The organism is Nitrosopumilus zosterae (assembly GCF_025998175.1).
Classification (GTDB): domain Archaea; phylum Thermoproteota; class Nitrososphaeria; order Nitrososphaerales; family Nitrosopumilaceae; genus Nitrosopumilus; species Nitrosopumilus zosterae.
In genome coordinates this window covers 695,252-713,905 of the sequence record NZ_AP026695.1, presented here as the reverse complement: position 1 = coordinate 713,905, position 18,654 = coordinate 695,252, and the positions used below count along the sequence as shown (strand labels likewise).

The 18,654-nt window shown below is 33.8% G+C and carries 24 protein-coding genes; 14 read left to right on the top strand and 10 right to left on the bottom strand.

The window, feature by feature from the left end; translation table 11 throughout:
* Positions 1 to 9 precede the first annotated feature (9 nt).
* The 3 genes from OO712_RS04215 to endA all read left to right on the top strand — a co-directional run bounded on the left by OO712_RS04215 (position 10) and on the right by endA (position 3,126).
* Positions 10 to 1,776: an ATP-dependent DNA ligase gene (locus tag OO712_RS04215; protein WP_109877249.1), complete on the top strand. Its 1,767-nt coding sequence runs from the start codon at positions 10 to 12 to the stop codon at positions 1,774 to 1,776.
* 65 nt (positions 1,777 to 1,841) lie between these two features.
* The gene (locus OO712_RS04210; protein WP_109877250.1) at positions 1,842 to 2,495 is read left to right on the top strand and encodes a DUF47 domain-containing protein; all 654 of its coding nucleotides are present in this window, start codon (positions 1,842 to 1,844) and stop codon (positions 2,493 to 2,495) included.
* 94 nt (positions 2,496 to 2,589) lie between these two features.
* Positions 2,590 to 3,126, top strand: coding sequence for a tRNA-intron lyase (endA, locus tag OO712_RS04205; RefSeq protein ID WP_109877251.1), 537 nt, complete (start codon positions 2,590 to 2,592; stop codon positions 3,124 to 3,126).
* On the opposite strand, the gene OO712_RS04200 is transcribed toward endA, so the two are convergent.
* Together OO712_RS04200 and OO712_RS04195 are read right to left on the bottom strand one after the other, a co-directional pair.
* Positions 3,123 to 3,500, bottom strand: a complete 378-nt coding sequence (locus OO712_RS04200) for a hypothetical protein (protein ID WP_109877252.1) — start codon at positions 3,498 to 3,500, stop codon at positions 3,123 to 3,125. The genes endA and OO712_RS04200 overlap by 4 nt on opposite strands.
* 4 nt (positions 3,501 to 3,504) lie before the next feature.
* Positions 3,505 to 3,741 carry a hypothetical protein gene (locus tag OO712_RS04195; RefSeq protein ID WP_109877253.1) on the bottom strand — a complete coding sequence of 79 codons (237 nt, stop codon included), beginning with the start codon at positions 3,739 to 3,741 and terminating at the stop codon, positions 3,505 to 3,507.
* 95 nt (positions 3,742 to 3,836) lie between these two features.
* Here OO712_RS04195 and OO712_RS04190 point away from each other — a divergent pair, with 95 nt between their 5' ends.
* Positions 3,837 to 5,606, top strand: a complete 1,770-nt coding sequence (locus OO712_RS04190) for an SDR family NAD(P)-dependent oxidoreductase (protein ID WP_109877254.1) — start codon at positions 3,837 to 3,839, stop codon at positions 5,604 to 5,606.
* Between the two features lie 2 nt (positions 5,607 to 5,608).
* Complete coding sequence (locus OO712_RS04185; protein WP_109877255.1) at positions 5,609 to 6,061, top strand: hypothetical protein; 453 nt, start codon at positions 5,609 to 5,611, stop codon at positions 6,059 to 6,061.
* Positions 6,062 to 6,158: 97 nt separating this feature from the next.
* Here the strand turns inward: OO712_RS04185 and OO712_RS04180 are convergent, their stop codons facing one another.
* Genes OO712_RS04180 through OO712_RS04170 form a run of 3 tightly spaced genes read right to left on the bottom strand, consistent with a single transcriptional unit; the run spans position 6,159 to position 8,138 of the window.
* A complete protein-coding gene (locus OO712_RS04180) occupies positions 6,159 to 6,923 on the bottom strand; it encodes a sulfite exporter TauE/SafE family protein (protein WP_109877256.1) in 765 nt (254 codons plus the stop codon).
* 40 nt (positions 6,924 to 6,963) lie between these two features.
* Positions 6,964 to 7,605 carry a hypothetical protein gene (locus OO712_RS04175; RefSeq protein WP_109877351.1) on the bottom strand — a complete coding sequence of 214 codons (642 nt, stop codon included), beginning with the start codon at positions 7,603 to 7,605 and terminating at the stop codon, positions 6,964 to 6,966.
* Between the two features lie 41 nt (positions 7,606 to 7,646).
* Complete coding sequence (locus OO712_RS04170; protein WP_109877257.1) at positions 7,647 to 8,138, bottom strand: DUF192 domain-containing protein; 492 nt, start codon at positions 8,136 to 8,138, stop codon at positions 7,647 to 7,649.
* 162 nt (positions 8,139 to 8,300) lie between these two features.
* On the opposite strand from OO712_RS04170, the gene OO712_RS04165 reads away from it, so the two are divergent.
* On the top strand, positions 8,301 to 8,816 hold the full coding sequence (locus tag OO712_RS04165) for a hypothetical protein (protein ID WP_146196003.1): 516 nt from the start codon (positions 8,301 to 8,303) through the stop codon (positions 8,814 to 8,816).
* A 24-nt stretch (positions 8,817 to 8,840) separates the two neighbouring features.
* Here OO712_RS04165 and OO712_RS04160 read toward each other — a convergent pair whose 3' ends face one another.
* Complete coding sequence (locus tag OO712_RS04160; protein WP_109877259.1) at positions 8,841 to 9,191, bottom strand: hypothetical protein; 351 nt, start codon at positions 9,189 to 9,191, stop codon at positions 8,841 to 8,843.
* 134 nt (positions 9,192 to 9,325) lie between these two features.
* On the opposite strand from OO712_RS04160, the gene OO712_RS04155 reads away from it, so the two are divergent.
* Positions 9,326 to 9,790 (top strand): metal-dependent transcriptional regulator, encoded by a 465-nt coding sequence (locus OO712_RS04155; protein WP_109877260.1) that lies wholly within the window; start codon positions 9,326 to 9,328, stop codon positions 9,788 to 9,790.
* Here OO712_RS04155 and OO712_RS04150 read toward each other — a convergent pair.
* From OO712_RS04150 to OO712_RS04140, 3 genes are read right to left on the bottom strand one after another with little or no spacing between them, the layout of a single operon-like run.
* On the bottom strand, positions 9,777 to 11,594 hold the full coding sequence (locus OO712_RS04150; RefSeq protein ID WP_109877352.1) for a PINc/VapC family ATPase: 1,818 nt from the start codon (positions 11,592 to 11,594) through the stop codon (positions 9,777 to 9,779). The two genes, OO712_RS04155 and OO712_RS04150, sit on opposite strands and share 14 nt — an antisense overlap.
* 4 nt (positions 11,595 to 11,598) lie before the next feature.
* Positions 11,599 to 11,988, bottom strand: coding sequence for a response regulator (locus OO712_RS04145; protein WP_109877261.1), 390 nt, complete (start codon positions 11,986 to 11,988; stop codon positions 11,599 to 11,601).
* Positions 11,989 to 12,024: 36 nt separating this feature from the next.
* Complete coding sequence (locus tag OO712_RS04140; protein ID WP_109877262.1) at positions 12,025 to 12,384, bottom strand: Hpt domain-containing protein; 360 nt, start codon at positions 12,382 to 12,384, stop codon at positions 12,025 to 12,027.
* Positions 12,385 to 12,424: 40 nt separating this feature from the next.
* Here OO712_RS04140 and OO712_RS04135 point away from each other — a divergent pair, with 40 nt between their 5' ends.
* From OO712_RS04135 to OO712_RS04115, 5 genes are all read left to right on the top strand, one after another.
* Positions 12,425 to 14,323 (top strand): sensor histidine kinase, encoded by a 1,899-nt coding sequence (locus OO712_RS04135; protein ID WP_109877353.1) that lies wholly within the window; start codon positions 12,425 to 12,427, stop codon positions 14,321 to 14,323.
* Between the two features lie 68 nt (positions 14,324 to 14,391).
* Positions 14,392 to 14,529 carry a hypothetical protein gene (locus tag OO712_RS04130; protein WP_200829092.1) on the top strand — a complete coding sequence of 46 codons (138 nt, stop codon included), beginning with the start codon at positions 14,392 to 14,394 and terminating at the stop codon, positions 14,527 to 14,529.
* A 38-nt stretch (positions 14,530 to 14,567) separates the two neighbouring features.
* Positions 14,568 to 15,980 (top strand): TldD/PmbA family protein, encoded by a 1,413-nt coding sequence (locus tag OO712_RS04125; RefSeq protein ID WP_109877263.1) that lies wholly within the window; start codon positions 14,568 to 14,570, stop codon positions 15,978 to 15,980.
* A gap of 2 nt (positions 15,981 to 15,982) precedes the next feature.
* Positions 15,983 to 16,576, top strand: a complete 594-nt coding sequence (locus OO712_RS04120) for a uracil-DNA glycosylase (RefSeq protein ID WP_109877264.1) — start codon at positions 15,983 to 15,985, stop codon at positions 16,574 to 16,576.
* Positions 16,566 to 17,117: a DNA-3-methyladenine glycosylase gene (locus OO712_RS04115; protein ID WP_109877265.1), complete on the top strand. Its 552-nt coding sequence runs from the start codon at positions 16,566 to 16,568 to the stop codon at positions 17,115 to 17,117. The genes OO712_RS04120 and OO712_RS04115 overlap by 11 nt, the downstream gene beginning before the upstream one ends.
* A gap of 4 nt (positions 17,118 to 17,121) precedes the next feature.
* Here the strand turns inward: OO712_RS04115 and OO712_RS04110 are convergent, their stop codons facing one another.
* A complete protein-coding gene (locus tag OO712_RS04110; protein ID WP_109877266.1) occupies positions 17,122 to 17,754 on the bottom strand; it encodes a VTT domain-containing protein in 633 nt (210 codons plus the stop codon).
* A 91-nt stretch (positions 17,755 to 17,845) separates the two neighbouring features.
* Between OO712_RS04110 and OO712_RS04105 the strand changes: the two genes are divergently transcribed.
* Together OO712_RS04105 and OO712_RS04100 are read left to right on the top strand one after the other, a co-directional pair.
* Entirely contained in the window at positions 17,846 to 18,226 is a 381-nt protein-coding gene (locus OO712_RS04105) for a hypothetical protein (RefSeq protein ID WP_109877267.1), read from the top strand.
* Positions 18,227 to 18,369: 143 nt separating this feature from the next.
* On the top strand, positions 18,370 to 18,654 hold the full coding sequence (locus tag OO712_RS04100; protein ID WP_225866901.1) for a hypothetical protein: 285 nt from the start codon (positions 18,370 to 18,372) through the stop codon (positions 18,652 to 18,654).

Below are 18,654 nucleotides of genomic sequence, written 5' to 3'. Positions count from 1 at the left end.
AGAGTTAGAGTGGAGTTTTCTATTTTAGCTGAATCATTTTACAAAATGGAATCAACCAGAAAAAGATTAGAGTTAACACAATTCTTAGTGGAATTATTTGAGAACACACCACACGACATAATTTCAAAAATTGTGTATCTGTTACAAGGAAAACTAAGACCTGATTTTGAAGGCATTGAGTTAGGCGTTGCAGAAAAACTTGCAATAAGGGCAATCTCAAAATCCTCAGGAATACCAATCAAAAAAATCGAGGACGAATATAGAAAAGGAGGAGACTTGGGGCAAGCAGCATCCATAATACTGGAACAAAAAACACAAACAACATTTCTTGTCGAAGACATCACAATAGAAAGAGTCTATGAAACGCTATTCAAAATTGCAAAATTAGAAGGCTCTCGTTCTCAAGACATGAAAATGAAATACATCTCAAGTTTGCTAAATGATGCAACCCCATTAGAAGCAAGTTACATTTTGAAAATTTTGTTAGGAACGCTACGATTAGGAATTGCGGAAAACACAGTGATGGATGCATTGGCAATAGCGTTTTCTGGAAGTAAAGAAAATAGAAAAAGTTTAGAGCACGCATACAATGTTTCAAGCGACTTGGGAAAGGTTGCAGAAATAATTGCAACAAAAGGAATTGAAGGAGTAGAAAAATTTGAAATTATTTTATTTAATCCAATTAGACCCATGCTTGCAGACAGAGTAAAAAGTGAAGAAGAAGCAATGGAGAAAATGGGAATTGAGTTTGCCGCAGAATACAAACTAGACGGAGAAAGAGTACAACTTCACATTGAAGGAGAAAAAGTGGTATTGTTTTCAAGAAGTTTAGAAAACATATCAAGTTATTATCCCGACATCATAGAAAGAATTCCTAAAGCAGTTCAAGCTGACAACATCATATTGGAAGCAGAAGCAGTAGCAATGAACGAAAACACCGGAGAATTTTTGCCGTTTCAAGAGCTAATGCACAGGAGAAGAAAATACAAGATAGAAAAAGCTGTAACACAATACCCAATTTCAGTGAATTTATTTGATGTTCTATATTGCAATGGCAAAAGCTGTTTAGAATTACCATACAAAGACAGAAGAGAGAAATTAGAAAAAGTCGTAAAAGAAGATGAATTTGTAAAATACATACCAATGACCACAATCAAAAACAAAAACGAAATTGAAGACTTTATGGAAAATGGCATCAATGCAGGTAGCGAAGGATTGATGCTAAAGATGATGGATAAACCATACCAAGCAGGTTCCAGAGGAAATTACTGGTTGAAGTTAAAACGAGAGTATCAAAACGAATTAGGAGACAGTTTGGATCTAGTTGTAATAGGCGGGTTTTTTGGAAAAGGAAGAAGAACGGGAAGTTATGGAACGTTGTTGCTTGCAACATATGATGAAGACAATGATACATTTCCAAGTATTTGTAAAGTGGGAACAGGATTTTCTGATGAATCCTTAGATCAGCTGTATCAAATATTACATCCAAAAGTTACAATCAAAAAAAATCCCCGCATCATTAGCGAGATGGAAGCAGACGTATGGTTTGAACCAGAGCTAGTAGTAGAAGTAGTGGCATCAGAAATTACACTTAGTCCAATTCACAAAGCAGCAGAAGACAAAATTAGAAAAGGCGCAGGACTTGCATTAAGATTTCCAAAATTTACCGGAAAAATAAGAGTAGAAAAAGCAGCAGAAGACGCATCAACTAATGAAGAAGTCATCACACTGTACAGAGGGCAAAAAAAAGTGGCACATGATAAGAATTTGATTTAACATGCTCAAAAAACATCAAAAATCATAGAGGATTTAAATTACCTGAAGATTTTTTACATTCTGTTATGTATAGCGGAGAGCTTGAAGTTCAAGCAAAAAGAAAGGCTATAGCAGTTTTACAAGACGAAATAAACAGAATTCTAAATGCTGCAAGAGAACTAGCAACACTCCCTGAGCTTATGATGAAAAAAGACAAGACAGGAATTAAAAACGCATTAGAGCAAATTTCTACAATTGAAGAAGAAGTAGAAAGCCTAAGACGAAAGATCACCAGAGAAGTTGCAGATGTAGGAGGATTAATCATGAATAGAGAAAATCTCCTAAACACAGCATATACAATGGATGAGATCGCAGGTTACATCACAGGAATTTCATTCAAACTATCAAATGTAAAGCCAGCTACGCTAAAAAGTTCAAAACTTGATCAAGACATCACCAAATTAATCGAGCTTGTTGTCGATGAAGTCTACAAGTTAAATGAAATCATTAGAAGCCTAAACACAAACACTGCAAATGCAATTGAATTGGCTCAAGAAACACAAACAATAGAAAGAGAAATAGACATAAAATATAGGGATGCAACAATTAAACTTCTAAACGAGGTTACATCAACAAAAGAACTGATGTTAATCAAAGACGTCATAGAAGGAATTGAAGAAATGTCAGACAAATGTCAAAGAGTATCTGACTCTTTCATATTATTAGCATTGAGCCTATAAACAATTCACTCTAAATTTTTACTTTATTTTTAATATTTTAAAAATTCCATAAACAACTAGAGAATTCATATACACAGAACGTTTCAGAACAATAATGAAAAGTGAGTTAATTGAAAACAGAATCATTGTGTGGAATATCAAAGATTCACGCAAACTTTTCAGTCAAGGATATTATGGCAAACCAATAGGGATACCAAAACCAAAAATTGATGAAATTGATGCACCGTTGATTTTGGATCTTATCGAAGGATTATACCTTTTAGAAAACAAAAAAATAACCATTAGAAAATCAAAACAAAAAATCACCGTAGAACAATTGACAGACATTTGCAGAAACGAAGTTCATGAGTTTGATAAAAAATATCTAGTTTACAAAAATTTTCGAGACAAAGGATACATCATCAATCCTGGAATAAAATTCGGTTGTGACTTTGCAGTTTATGAAAAAGGTCCAGGAATTGATCACGCGCCTTTTTTAATTCAAGTGTACACTAGAAACGAATCAATTTCAGCAACAGGAATTGTTCTTGCAGGACGACTTGCTACAACCGTTAGAAAGCAATTCATTTTAGCCATTCCAAAAGGAAAGAACAAAGTGGATTTTCTTGCGTTAGACTGGTGGAAAGCTTAGACAGATTTTATGTGGCCAGCTATTCTGTCGTAAATTTCAAAAAGATCTTTCGTGATTCCAAAAGATAAATGATTATTCCACTTATTTCTAATTCTGATAGCACCGTCAGTGGGTTCAACATAGATTGTTGCGTCTTTAACAGATTGCTTTGCAATCATTTCATTTAGCTCAGCATCTGCATTGAGTTTTGATGCCAAACTTCCAGGCCCATCCCATTCAACTTTTTCGACAGTCTTTGAAGCGAAATGACCTTTTGTGGTTAGTTTTGTTTTTGCCACAAAGTTACCAACAGAAGTCCCAGAGTCTCTTTTTACAATAAAATGTGCTTGGAATCTATCTAATGCGCCCCAAGGAAGTGGATCTGGATCTTGCATTTTTTTATCCCTTTTGAATTATTTGTATTGTGTCAATGTTTGAGTTTTTGACATCAAGACATCCCCTATTAGTTATCATTCTAGCTGTATGAGCAAAATATCTGCTATAGTAATCTCCTTTTTCAATATCATCAGTACCAATTTCTTTAGGTTCTGAATCAATTCCAATCGCTTTTAACATTCCACTAAATTTCTCAGGCCATGTTTGATAAACAAATGTATCTGGCTCTGTATCATGCATTAAAAATCATGAATCATACCCACAAATAAAGATATCAAGAAAAAAGTCAGAGATCAATCGAATTAAATATCACAAAAGTTTTGGGATTTTAGCTAATGCCAAAATTCCAAAATAAAATTGCCCTTGTTACAGGAAGCGGAACAGGAATAGGCAAAGCTATAGCTACAAAATTCATAGAAGAAGGAGCTAGTGTGATTATTCTTGGAAGAAGAAAAGAACCCTTAGAAGAAGCAGCAAAGGAACTTGAAGGAAGAATCCCTCAGGGAATAAACGCATCAGTTAGAATTTTTGCAGGAGTTGATGTTGCAGATGAGACAGCAATGAACAACATGTTTGACGAACTAAAAAAGAATAATGTCACTATAGATTACATAATTAACAATGCAGGAGTCTCAGGACCAGTAACGTGTTTTCCAAATGCCCCACTTGATGAATTTAAAAGTACAATAGGAATTCATCTCACAGGTACGTTCTGGGGGTCTGTTCAGGCTCTAAAAGTAATGAAAGAAGGTGGAAAAATCATTACAATATCCACATTCTTTACAGAAGAAAAACCGCTAGAACAGAGACCTTATAGATTCAGAAGTCCATATACTGCATCCCAAGGAGCAAAAAATAGATTAGCAGAATTAATGTCATGGGAATTGACAGATAAAGGAATCATATCCATCGCTACAAATCCAGGTCCAGTGCATTCAGATAGAATTTACAAAACAGTTTACCCAAAAGCCGCAGCAGAGTTTATGCGTGTAAGTGGATTTGAAGATTTATCCCCAGTGCAAGTTGATGAAGCAAACAGAGAATTGCTCCCATTATTAGGAGAAGATGAAAGTGTAATTAAAAAAGGAATTACTGATGCTGCAACCAAACTTGCAAACGGCAAAGATGTGTCTAAATTAACTGAAACATTTACCAATCTACTAAACAAAATTCAAACCATTGCAGAAAAGGTTCAAAACAACACATCTCACATGATTGCAAACAGAGAATTTCTTTCACAAGGACAAGTTGCTGAAACAGTTCTCAATCTATGCGACGATGAAATTGCAAAAATAATCAATGGAAAAGTAATTCCTGGAGACAGAGTATTTTATCCAGTTAAACCACACATAGGGACTACCGCACCAGGTGTACATCAACCAGACTTTACCGGAAAAGCAGTCGTGTTTACAATTGATGCAACAGACAAAGCAGATGCCGAAAGAATTGAATTTTTAGCACAACATGTAGAGAAAAATGGTGGAAAAGTAGCATGCTTTATTTCTCAAGACACACCCTCAGAATTACAAGAATACATCAGCAGCAAATTCCACTCCCATATAGTGGACATCAAAAATCCCGATGAAGTCGCAAGGTGGTTAAACACAGCAAAAACAAACATCGGGGATATTTTAGGAGTTATTCACGTAACTGGAAAACTACCAGACATACCAAAATTAACAGAAGTATCCAGAGCAGAATGGGAGGCTTTAACTGAAAAATTCATTTCAACTCCAGCAACAGTTGCACAAAGAGCACTTGAACAATTTGTTCCAGGAGGAGCTAATGATCCTCGTCTTTACAAAGATGCCAAAGGAGCAATCATGATAATTGGGCCAGATTTGCCAGTTGGAAAGAAAGTAACAGGAATACAAAGAGCACAAGTAGAGGTTTTCAGAGGAGCGTTAAGACCATTTACAACCACAGTTAACCAAGAACTTAGTGACGTTCTAAATTCAAAAATCAGAATGTTTACAATTTTTCCAGGTTCAGTGACAGGTACAGAGCCAAACAACCAAAGAATTGCAGATGCATTTAATTTTCTAGTCACTGATAATGCTTTATCATCAGCAGAAATTGTTTTCTGTGTTGATGAAACAAGATAAGAATGAAAAAATTTTCAGAATTCAAAGTAGGAGACTCGTTTTATTCCACGTGTAGTATTTCAAACAAAGAATTAGAAGAATATTTGAATTTTTCAAGAGTTAGAAATGCATTCCTAGAAGATGGACAAAAAGAAAAAGAAAAGATTGTTTCTGGAAGGGCAATTCTATCCAGAATGGAAGGAGAATTTACAAGATTGAGTCAGATTTATGGGAATCACATTATTTTTGTTGGAACAGATGGGGATCCAGGATGGGAAAACAGAAACACAAGATTTCTAAAGACATTGTACACTGATCAAGTTTTGAAATTAAAATTCACAATCTCACAAAAAGATGACATTGATGAAGAATATGGAAAGATTGGAATTGATTATGAAGGAACCAATCAAGAAGGAGAGACCATTGTTATTTCAAAAAGAAACATTTACAGAATAAAGAAAGAACCACCTAGATAAAACAAAACCGGGAAGCCGACTAGTCTCCCCAGCTCTAAGATCAAAAGACCTGAAGAACATTTTGTAATTACAAAAAAAGTATAAAAGCACAACAAGGCTAAAATCCAAAAGTACCAGAAAGTGAATCCAGAAAAAGTTTTCCTGCAGCAATCAGCACTACAACAGAGACAATTATTTGCAAATATCTTTCACGTATATCAATAGACAAGCGTGCGCCAACCAATCCACCCACAAAAGAACCAGCTGCCAAAAATCCTGCCTGCATAAAATCAGGATGGCCTAAAATACTGTGAGAAATTACTCCAGAAAAAGAAGCGAATAATAATATCAATTGAGATGTAGGGGCCGCTCTTTTCATTGCCATCCCCATTCCAACAACCATTAATGGTACAAAGATTATACCACCACCTATCCCAAAAAATGAAGAGATAATTCCTGCAAAAAAACTTGCACCCACTGCAAAGATCATTATTTGTTTTGATAGTGCTTTTTCTTTAGGTTCAATTTGTTTTCTTAAAAAAATGTACGCTGCCGATGCTATCAAAACAAATCCAAATAATATTTTAAAAAGATCCGGTGCCACATCAGTTGAGATCATTGCACCCAAAACAGTTCCAGGAATTGAGAGCAATCCAAATTTTAACCCTAAAGAAATTTCTATTCTTTTTTGTTTAGAATATGAAATTGTAGAAGCAACCGCATTGCTTAATGCAGCAAAAAGGCTGTTACTTGCTGCAGTCGTAGGTGGAAATCCCAGAAATGTCAATACAGGAACTATAACAATTCCCCCACCAAGACCAATCATAGATCCTAGAATGCCTGCTGCGAATCCCAAAAGAATTAACCAAAATTGATCAATCATTGTAATCGTCAATCAAAGAATTTCGCAGTATATAATCAGACTACTTTAGTACAATTAATGTCCATAGATATGATTTACCTGTGGATGTAATCTCCAAAATCAGCCTCTTGTTATCTAAACCATTAATCTCAGATTTGATGGTGGTTTGAGATGATTCAGCATATTTCTCTTGGGCAACATCAATCCATTCTGATACAGATTCAAATCCCCCAGGCTGACGGTCTTCCCAGCAAGTACAGACCAATGTTTCAATCATAGTTTGAAAAATAATGTCAACCTCGTCTGCTTTTGAATTCAAAAATGGTGATGCATCCACAATAGCAAGTGCCATGATAGGATTGTAGGTGGTTCCACCCATGTTTAGATTTCCAATAGTTTTTCCATCAGAGTTTAAGAGTGCTGTAGTAGTACAATACTCTACGGTTCTTTTTGTGTTTGTAGAATCAAAAAAAGTACAATACTGATCTATTGTATGATCAGTGATTGCACTTGGAGTAGACATGAAAACATTATGCTCATTAAGAGATTTTTGAATTTTTTCGACATCATAAAAAGTAAAATCAATTTCATAGACAGGCATTGAAGTTTTAGCGTCCAATGAATTTGGAGAAAGCAATAGAGAAGAAACAAGACCAACAATCACAAATCCTGCAATTGCCGAAATCAAGACTATTTTCTTCATCAGAATCATTTTATGTACATCTCAGATAAGCTTTTTTAAAATCAAATAGAAATAATAGTTAACATAGAATCTTTTGTAATATTATTTCGTTCAACAAAACCAGATGTTACTTCAAGAACATATATTGCCTCATTATCAGGTATGACACTTTGACATGTAGTGATTTCTAACGGACTTTTGCACGGAGGTATGTTTTTTTCGATATGAACCACTTTGCCGTCTTCATCAAACCAAATCATGTCAAGCGAAAATTGCATGTTAAGCATCCAAAGAGAGTATAATCCAGATTGTTCAAATACAAAAATCATACCTTGATCATATGGAAGTTCATCTTGAAACATTAAACCACGAACACGTCTGGGTTCAGTGTCAGCAATCTGTACCTGCAAGGGAACATCATCAACTTTTATTGTCCCTCTAGGAAATTCAACAGATTCCAATTTACTTTCACTTGGAATCGACATCAATCCAACAATGCCAATGATTACAGCTGCAATAAAAATAGGAATTAATACTTGGGATCTAGTTGTCATGAGTTAATTAATTTCAATCCTTTTAAAATACGTTAATTTGTCTAATATCTACTGTGACAATCTATGATAGGAAGATAGGCTTGCTTAAAATTTGTGATATTTTCAAATTTTAAGATCATCTTTAACTATTTTGTTTATTTCATAACTTTAATGATTAAAACAATGGCAATTATACTAGCTGCAATAATGCTAGCAAGTACAGGATTTATTGTATCTGCTGATGCTGGAACGATCGTTCCAGGACATGAAAAACAATCCAAAAAAGACAAAGATAACAACGGAATTCCAGACAAAGGAGTTACAGTAAACGGTCACTATACATCAGTTTATGCGTACGACAATCTTGGGGACTGGTACTGGGATCTTGGAGATGGGCGCATCCAGGGAACTGTTGATTCAGTAGAGGAGTTGGATTCTTCCACCTTGACTGTATGTGATTATGTAGTAAATTTCAGAGGAAACTTTGAGAATGATCCTTTCATGGATTCTGGCTGGATACAAAATCACATCAATTGTCACGGATACGATGACAACGGTCATTACAACTATCTGATAGTACATGAGACCGACCCTCGATACAGAGATAATCCTGAATGGTCAATATGGGGAACTTGGGAGTACCATGTTTTGACAGAATCAGGTATCGGGAATCTTGTAAGACCAATGGTTCCGCCATAATCTCTTTTTATCTTTTAAAAACTGTCACATTATCGAATTCTTAAAGTCACTAATTGATGAAAGGGTATTTTTTGTTTCATGACCAATATCGTGAATAGTAGAACCATTGTATTTTTTGTCAAGATATCTTCCTGCAACAATCATCGGACCACCAACAGCACAAGTGACACCAGTGGGTTCGGGAATCCACAACATCAAAAATCCAATTTTTTGGAGTTTTTTGCCTGGAGCGGGAGCTTTCTGAAGTGCACCCAGTGAAGAATTGGTATGTTTGCTATCAATTTTAGCAATGTCAGTATATAAATTGGCTCTACGTTTGGCTGAATCAGATATTTTTTTTAAATTAGCTAGTCGTTCCTTTAGAGGGTCTACCATACCAATTATGATTTATAAAAAAATAGTTAACATTCTAAGATCAACTACCATCACACTCAAGTCAACAAAGAATAACCACAGTTTATTGAAAAGACACTCAATTATACTAGATTTAACGTAATTACAACGAACGCATGAAATCTAAAAATTCCAAGAGATTAGATTCAATTAAAGCAGCCCATCAAACAGAAAGAACCCGTTCCAGTGCAAGAATGGAAGATTATTTAGAAATTATTTCAGAACTTGTAGAATTAAAGGGATATGCCACAACATTAGACATTTCAAGATACATGAATGTGAGTGCACCAAGTGTAACCAAAATGCTTCAAAGATTAGACGAGGGAGGATTTTTAGAATATGAAAAATATCACGGAATCAATCTTACAGCAAAAGGTTCACAAATAGCTGAGGGAATAAGACAAAACCACGGAATTTTGTTAGAGTTTTTTGAAATTTTAGGTGTAGGGTATGATACTGCAAATCAGGACACAGAAGGAATAGAGCACCACTTAAATCCAAAAACAATTCGACAGTTAAGAAAATTTATTACTTTTCTAAAAGCAAACCCAAAAATCATTGAAAATTTTAAAAATCTTTAAGATATAGTTTTATTTCATTGCGCGAAGTGGAATTCATAAGATCTCTTGCAACATCAGAACGTTTTGGAATTTTGATTTGTCCTTTTTTGCCAATTCTAACAGAGGTCAAAAATTTATCATTTACATAAACATCAGCATGCATTGAAGTGTATTCTCTACTCACAGTGAGAAGTAATGCAGTTTTTGATTCTGAAAATGAAAAAGGGAGATCATTTGAGGTCAAGGAGAGATTTTTGGAGTCTTTTGCTACTACATCAATATGCACTTGAAGGGATTTTTCAATTTCATTAATGTTGGATCCTCCTCTTCCAATTATTGACGGAATGTATTGTTCATTTACAAGAACTTTGACCCTATTATCAGATAAAATCTCAACTTGAACATTAGGATCGTATCTCTTGAAGGAGTCTCTTATTTTATCTTCAGCGAGTTTTTCAATCCCTATTTTTTGGACACGTTTTGCAACAGGAACAATGACGTTTTCTTCTCCAAATGTGTATATTTCATGTTCCAAAACATTATCTTGAAAATTCCTTACTTCAATAACAGGTCTGGCAAGATCAGATTCAGTCATGCCAGAAGGAACTTTTACTTTTAATTCAAGATCATAAACTTTCTCTATCATCCCATCATTTACAAACACAACAGTGTCCAAAATATTTGGTATGATCCCCAATTCAATTTTCCCAATAAAACGCTGAATAGCATCTAATGGAGAGTTTGCATGAACAACGCCAACCATTCCAACTCCAGTTAGTCGCAAATCAGCAAAAGTTCTAAAATCTTCCCGTCTTCTTACTTCATCAAAAATAGTATAATCAGGGCGAACCAAAAGTAAAATGTCTGCAGTGTTATCAAAACTTCCATCTAATTTACCATATTGTGTTATGCCAGGATCAACTTGTAAATCTCGAGGTGATTCAAAAGTTTTAACAATTTTTCCTTTTTTGTGATAAAAATTTGCAAGCCCTGATGCAAGAGTACTTTTCCCAGAACCAGGCGCACCTGAAATGACAATTCCTTCGGCTCTATCAGATAATCTTTCCATTAGTGCATCAGATATTGCATAATCTTCCAATGATAATTTGATGATTGGATGGACAATCGTGATTTCATATGATTCAGAAAAGGGTGGATAAGTTATTGCTATTCTATAATCATCATGTTGGATTACAGATGCACCAGTCTTTGAAATTTCGATGGTACTGGAATCGGACACATTTGCAACATCGAAGATTTGTGATGCAATCATTTTCAAATAAGATTTTGTGAGAATATCATCGTTAATTTGAGTTAAAATAAAGGCACCGGGTTTTCCTTTCTTAGCTAAAGGAAATTGATTTTCCTTAAGATGAATACTCATTGTTTCAACATCAAAAAATTTTAAAAATTCTAATTTTTCAGGCTTGATCGTAGTTTTAAGAAATACAGTTTTTATTCCTTCAGCTTGCGCAACTAGATTTTGAATTTTATCAGAAGTGTAAAGAATTGCATCATTTTGTTTTGCCACATCAACGATAAGCGCATCAATCCTGCCACTAGAAGCAAACTTGATATCGTCAGAAGAAGGATGTGAACCTTTCATCACAATTTCTAAACCAAAACTTCCAGACAATTCATTAAGATTTCTAATTTTTTCCAAACCAATAAACCCCTGTTCTTTTTTATTTGAGGCTTGAGATCGTAATTCATCAAATACAGCTTGTGGAATGATGATCTGGGCATTCCTAATTGAACCTGTTTCTATTTGAGAAATTAGTTCACCGTTAATTATAACGCTAGTATCAGGGACTATTTTTGACAAGTTATTACTTATTAGTCCCAATAGTACCTAAATTACTTTTTAGAATTTCTTTTATGGTATCCAAAACTGCATTAAAATCAAAAGGTTTTGAAACATAGGAGAATGCACCCTCATTCAAACATTTCTGAATTGTTTTTTGATCATCACTTGCAGTAATTAAAATTATTTTTGCGTTAGGATCATATGAGATAATTTCTTTTGTTACAGCATAACCGTCTTTTTTTGGCATGGCAAGATCAAGCAACATCAAGTCAGGATTATATTTTTTATAAAATTCAACTGCCTCAGAACCATCACACGCTTCAGCAATAACATCATGTTCGCCAATTGACAAAATATCTTTTAAAACTAGACGAATGGCATTAGAGTCATCAGCAATTAAAATATTGGCCATACAGAACAGTGAAAGTATGAATATAAAAAATATTCATCATTTTACATTAGAAGAAAAATTAGTTACTTTATCTATGATAGATGTCATGTCATATCCAGGTTCACTCATGGAATTTTTCATGAAAGGTAGTGATTCAGTAAAAATATCATAAATGCCTTCAATTTTTTTGCCATCGTTGATTTGTTTTAACACCGCATCTAACATAGAACATATGGAACCTAATTCTTCTTGACCCATCATTGGCGCTAACCCTTTGATTTTGTGAGTATGGCTTTGTAATTCTTTAGAATTTTGAAAAACATCCTCATTGGCCGTACATGAATTTAAAATTGAGGAAATTGCGGAAATCTCCTCATTGATTTCTGCGGTAGCAATTTTGATGAATTCATCAGACATTATGCAAAATAGTGTATCTGGATGTTTTTATACTCTTTGTATGAAAATCATAGTTGTGAAGATAGTAAGTAAAGCATATCTTTTGATAATAATTTTAATCGCAGCAGCTGTATTTAATCTGTTTTTGCTATATCAAGATGATAAATCAGGAATATCACAATCACAATCCATAATTAGAATTGGAGATGTGAAAGTTAAAGCTGAATTAATTTCAGCACTTGCAACATCTGTTGCAAATGGAAATGCAGAAGATAAAAATGAATTACAAAAAGAAATTGATGAAGTTCAATCAACATTATTGAAAATTAAAAATGGTGGAAACATTAATGGGCAAGAAATATCCGTTATTCCTCCAGCACTTGTTTTAGATTATAACAAGGTTTACTCATCATGGGAAAATTACAAGTCACGAGCATTAGATGTAGAAATAACATCAGTATTTGATCCAGAAGCTACAAATGCGATGAACTATGTTTTGCAAAAAAATCAGGATCTAGTTCTGCTTACAGATAATCTAGTAAGAGACTTGGACACTTTGGATAGAAATTACAATGCTCACAAACAAATTGCAAAAGATTTAGCAGAATGCGCAAAAATTATTGGGCAACAAAGTTTGCTAATTTCAATAGGCGAGGGAGAAAACACTCAAGAAATACTTGGAGAGAAAAAACTGCAATTTGAAATTGGAATCAGAAAATTATTACAAATTTCAACTGAAGATTTGGAGGTCGAAAGTGTAGGCATGACACATGAAGAGTTGGAAGCAATTCCAAGGGAAAATTCTGAATCACTAAGAAAAATAGACCCTCTTTGGGAAGCAATTCAATTAAGAATAACCATCCTTGAAGACAGAGCACTATTATCTCCAGAATTCAACATTGCAAAAAATAAAATGTATGAACAGAAATTAATTTTATTTGAAGACACAGACAGATTGATAAATTCTTGGAATAATGAAATCACAAAAGAAGGTTCTGAAGGTCAAATAATTATTCAAATTTTATTAATTGTAGACATTGCTGCATTCATTTTAGTTCTAACGATAATTAGAAAATCACTTTTGCCTCTGGAGATAATCAGTAAAGCACTATCAAAGGTAAAAGAAGGAGTATATGGTGAAAAAATTGAATATTCAGGCACGGATGAGGTAGGACAACTTGTAACGAATTTCAATATAATGTCTGATACAATTAAAGAAAAAGAAGAAGAAGCTAAAAAAACAGACATTGCAAAAGATGAATTTTTAGCAATGATTACTCACGAATTAAAGACACCGCTAGTTCCAATTCAAGGATATTCAGATATTTTACTTGGAGAACATTTGGGAAAATTAACAGACAAACAAAAAGAGAGAATCGAAATTATCAAATCAAGTTCTGAGACATTGTTAGGAATTATTTCAGACTTGTTAGATGCACAAAAATTAGATTTAGGCCAGTTAAGAATGAAAAAAGAAATCAAAAACATCAAAGAGACAATCAACAAAGCAATCAATTCGTTGTTACCAGAAGCCCAAAAAAATAAGATTGAATTAAGTTCAAATTTGTTAGATTTGGAAATAGAACACGACCCAGATAGGATCATGCAAGTAATTACAAATTTAATTAAAAACAGTTTGAATGCAGTGCAACCAAACACAGGAAAGATTCAAGTTAGCATGGAAGAACTCCCAAAAGAAATCAAAATTGTCATCAAAGATAACGGGGTAGGAATTCCAAAGAGCCATCTAAAGGAACTCTTCAAGAAATTCTATCAAGTGGATGCTACATTAACTAGAGAAAGAGGAGGGAGTGGGTTAGGATTAGCCATTTGTAAAGGAATCATAGATAATCATATGGGAGAAATATCTGTACAAAGCGAGATCAATCAAGGAGCAGCATTCACATTTACACTTCCGAAATTAGCTAGCCACGTAAAATCAGCAGTTAATCCTACTTAAAGAAAACAAACTTTCAGAGCTAAAATTACTCACTCTCCTAAAAAAATGCAGATTTTGAAAAAGCAGTCATGGAACAAGGGCAAAAAAATAATGAATTTTATGAAGATTGTACCAAATATTTTGAATTTTTACGTAAGAAAGGCACAGTAGACTATGAATTTGAGGATGAGTACTATTTTACTATGCCTGCAATTTCCAATCACTGAATAGTAGAAGATTTACTAGTCCTTGGAATCAAGTAATTATGAATTCAGATCTATGCGAATTAGCAGACAAAGGAATCAAGTACGCAATGGAATTGGGAGTACATTACTGTGATGTACGAGCTGAGAAGCAAGATAAAAAATCAGTGTTAATAGAAAATAAAGACATAGAAAACATCAAAACGTCTACAGATGCAGGATTAGGAATTAGATTAATTAAAAATGGGGCATGGGGTTTTTGTTCAGTTACAGATCCCAAATCATTTGAAGAGATAAAAAATAAGATTGATCACGCAGTTAAAAATTCATCACGTCACAGAAAAAAGAAAATAGAGACATACTCTAGCACAGTTAATAATGTAAAGATAGATTTCCCAGTTTTGAAAAAACCATCAATAGAGAAACTAATGGAAATAGGTCTAGATTGTAGTCAAATTATTTTAGATACACCAAAAATTATCAGATCAGTTATCAATCCATGGTATACAGAGAATTCAAAATATTTTACAAATAGTGAAGGTTCTAAAATTGAACAAAATTTCACAGATATGATAATAGACATGAATGCAGTAGCTCATGATTCTGGAATTACACAATCAATTAACACTACAGAAGGTGGAAGAGGAGGATTAGAACAAATTACAGATAAAGAAAAAATTCAACAAAAAGCCAAAGAGATATCCCAAAAAGCATCGGAATTAATTATTGCAAAATTTGCAAAAGAAGAACAAACAACAGTTGTCATGAATCCAGATTTTGTTTCATTACTAACACATGAAATACTAGGTCATCCATCAGAAGCAGACAGGGTTTTAGGAAAAGAAATGGCATGGGCAGGGGGTGCGTGGTGGAAAGGAAAAATTGGAGAAAAGATAGGCTCTGAGAATCTTAATGTCTTTGATGATCCAACCATCAAAGAGAGTCTAGGATGGTATTTTTTTGATGATGAAGGAATAAAAACTCAAAAAACCACACTTGTCGAAAATGGAATTTTAAAAAAACATCTGCAAAACAGGGAAACTGCCCAAATTTTTAACACAGAGCCAACAGGAAACATGAGAGCCACCAACTATAGATTCATGCCTTTAATTCGTATGGCATGTACATGTATTGGAAACGGGGATAGAAATCCAGATGAAATAATAAAAGAAGTAAAAAAGGGAATTCTTATTTCAAATATGAAAATACCTTCAATAGATATGAAACGATACAACTGGAGCATTTCATGCCAGTACGCTCAAAAAATAGAAAACGGAGAAATCACAGGCTTGCTAAGAGATGTGATAGTGATGGGCACTGCACCAGAATTTTTTGCATCAATTAATGCTTGTGGGAATGACTTTACAGTAAGACCAATAACTAATTGTGGCAAAGGTGATCCTATGCAATCAATGATTATGGGAAACGGGGGACCGACAATTCGTGGAATAGCAACTGTAAAGAGTGTTAATTAAAAATGGAGCAAGAATTAGAGTCAATAAAACAAAATGTCATAAATTGTACAAAGTGCGATCTTTGTAAGACTAGGACAAACTCAGTTCCAGGGAAAGGAAATTCTCAAGCAGAAGTAATGTTTGTAGGAGAAGCACCTGGAAGAAACGAGGATAAAAGTGGAGAACCATTTGTAGGAATTGCAGGCCAGAAACTCTCAATCGCACTTGATGAGGCAGGAGTTTCAAGAGAATCGGTGTACATTACAAATATTGTAAAGTGCAGACCGCCACAAAACAGAGTTCCAAATACAGACGAAAGAAACACTTGTCAAGAATATCTAAAGCAGGAAATTTCAATAATAAAACCAAAAATTATTTGTGTTTTGGGAAATACGGCATTTAGTTCAATTTTAGGAGGTTCAGAAATAACAAAATTTAGAGGAAAAATCGTAAGAAGAGACAATCAACTATATTTTCTCACCATTCATCCAGCAGCAACGATATACAATCAAGGGCTAATTGATGTACTAAAGAACGACATTGTGAAATTATTTGAAAACATAAGAGAATTGAAAAACGGAAAAGAAATCAAAATAGACATAGAGTATGATTCCTAGAGAATTCTATTCCAAAGACACTATTACAGTTGCAAGAAACATTCTTGGAAAAAGAATCATTAGAAAAATTGGAAGAACAGAGTTATCAGGAATAATCACTGAAACTGAAGCATACAGACATACCGATGATCCTGCAAGTCATGCATTTGGCAGAAAGACAGATAGAAACAAAGTGATGTTTGAGGATGTTGGACATGCTTATGTCTATTTTACCTATGGAATGCATTATTGCTTTAATGTAGTAGCAAGACATCCGAAAATCAAAGCAGGCGCAGTTCTCATTCGAGCAATTAAGCCTGAAAAGGGAATTGAAAAGATGCAGAAAAATAGAAAGATTGCAAATACGAAAGATCTTACAAATGGACCAGCAAAACTAACTCAGGCCTTAGAAATTACAAAAGAGCATTATGGAATAGATTTGACCAAAGATTCAAGGTTACACATTGCAGAAGGAATTAAACCAAAAAAAATAATAGCATCGCCAAGAATCGGAATAAAAAATGCGACAGACAAGTTATGGAATTTCAAAATAGATATTTAAAAAACTATTCTTCATTGTTCTCGTCCAAAGTCCAGGGTGCAAATTTACCAAGAATTTTTTCCCAATCTAATCTTAACAGTAAGATCACAACAGAAGTCATCATAATACCGAAAATAATAATTCCGATGTAAACAGGAGTTGCATCATCAATGTTTTCAATAAGAGGATCTACTAAAGATAATCCCAGATAATGAGAAATGAAAACAATGGAATAACTAAGAACTACTTTTCCAGTAAGAGTTGCTATAAAAAATCGTTTCGGATTATATTTTGCCAATCCTAAAGGTACATACACCAAGTCATCAGGAATCGGAGTAGCTGCAGCAAAAAATGCAGCACCAGCACCATATCTCTTAACTAATCTTTCAAATGGACGCATTCTTTTTCTAGTTTTTTCATTGATGATTTTTCGCCCACCATAACTGACATAGAAGATTATTTGCTTTGCAACTGTTGCAGTAATTGCAGATAAGAGTGCCAGAACATGAAGATCAAATTGATCACCTACTGCCATAGTAGCTAAAAGCAAGAATCCAGGTAACGGAATAAACGGAATAAGTGAACCAAAGAAGTTAACTAGAGATAAGCTCAGATAACCTACTTCCGGTGCAAATGGAAATAGATCAACAAAATCCACAAATCAAGCTATTTTTGGGCTTTATTTAATTAAAACTAGGAGAGTCGCTTACAACAATCATTAAAATATCATCTTTTCAAAGAGGAATAAATTGGCAAAAAAAGACTTTGAAACAATATGCAACACAATAGCCACAATAAGTCCATACATACGATTCGTAGGCGTGATTGGGGAGAGTGGAGAGTTATTGGCCTATAAAAGAAGACCAGATTTAATTCCACTTTTAGACGAAAAAAACACACAGTATCAATTTTCACATATTGCCATGAAAACTGATCTTGAAGGATTTTTTGACAAGAATTTAGGAGAAATTGAATTTTCGTGGGAAGAAAGAAAAAAAGTCCAGACAATTTCTTTTGCCATAAAAAAAATCAGAGTGTGGATGTCAATTGATAAAAAAGTAATCAGATCAGAAGTGTTACGAATTATAGATTCATGTCTACCAATTGTGAAAAAATATTCAAACACATGAATCACTTTGAAGTGTCCTTACTGTAGCATCGATTTAGATTCATTAAGCATGACGAATGGGTTAAAACATATTTTAGAACATAAAAAAGAAAACCAAAAATGAGAATTTAAAATTAATATTATAAAATAAAAAACATATCAAATATGGACGAAATTGAAAAAATAATAGATGAAATCAGTTTTAGAAAAGCAAAATGCAAAGATTATGAGACGATGAAAATCGAAGATATCAGTAAAGAATTGCAAGACATTATGAGGTTTGAGCAAGAATCATTGAAAAAAATTGAAGAGTTTGAAAATATGCAAAAAAATCAAGATTTGGCAAATTATCTAAGAATGATTTCTAAAAATACAACACAACGAGAAATCACAGAGATTCAAGAAATTTATCTAAAGAAAATTGACAAAGAATATCTAAATTCAAAATAA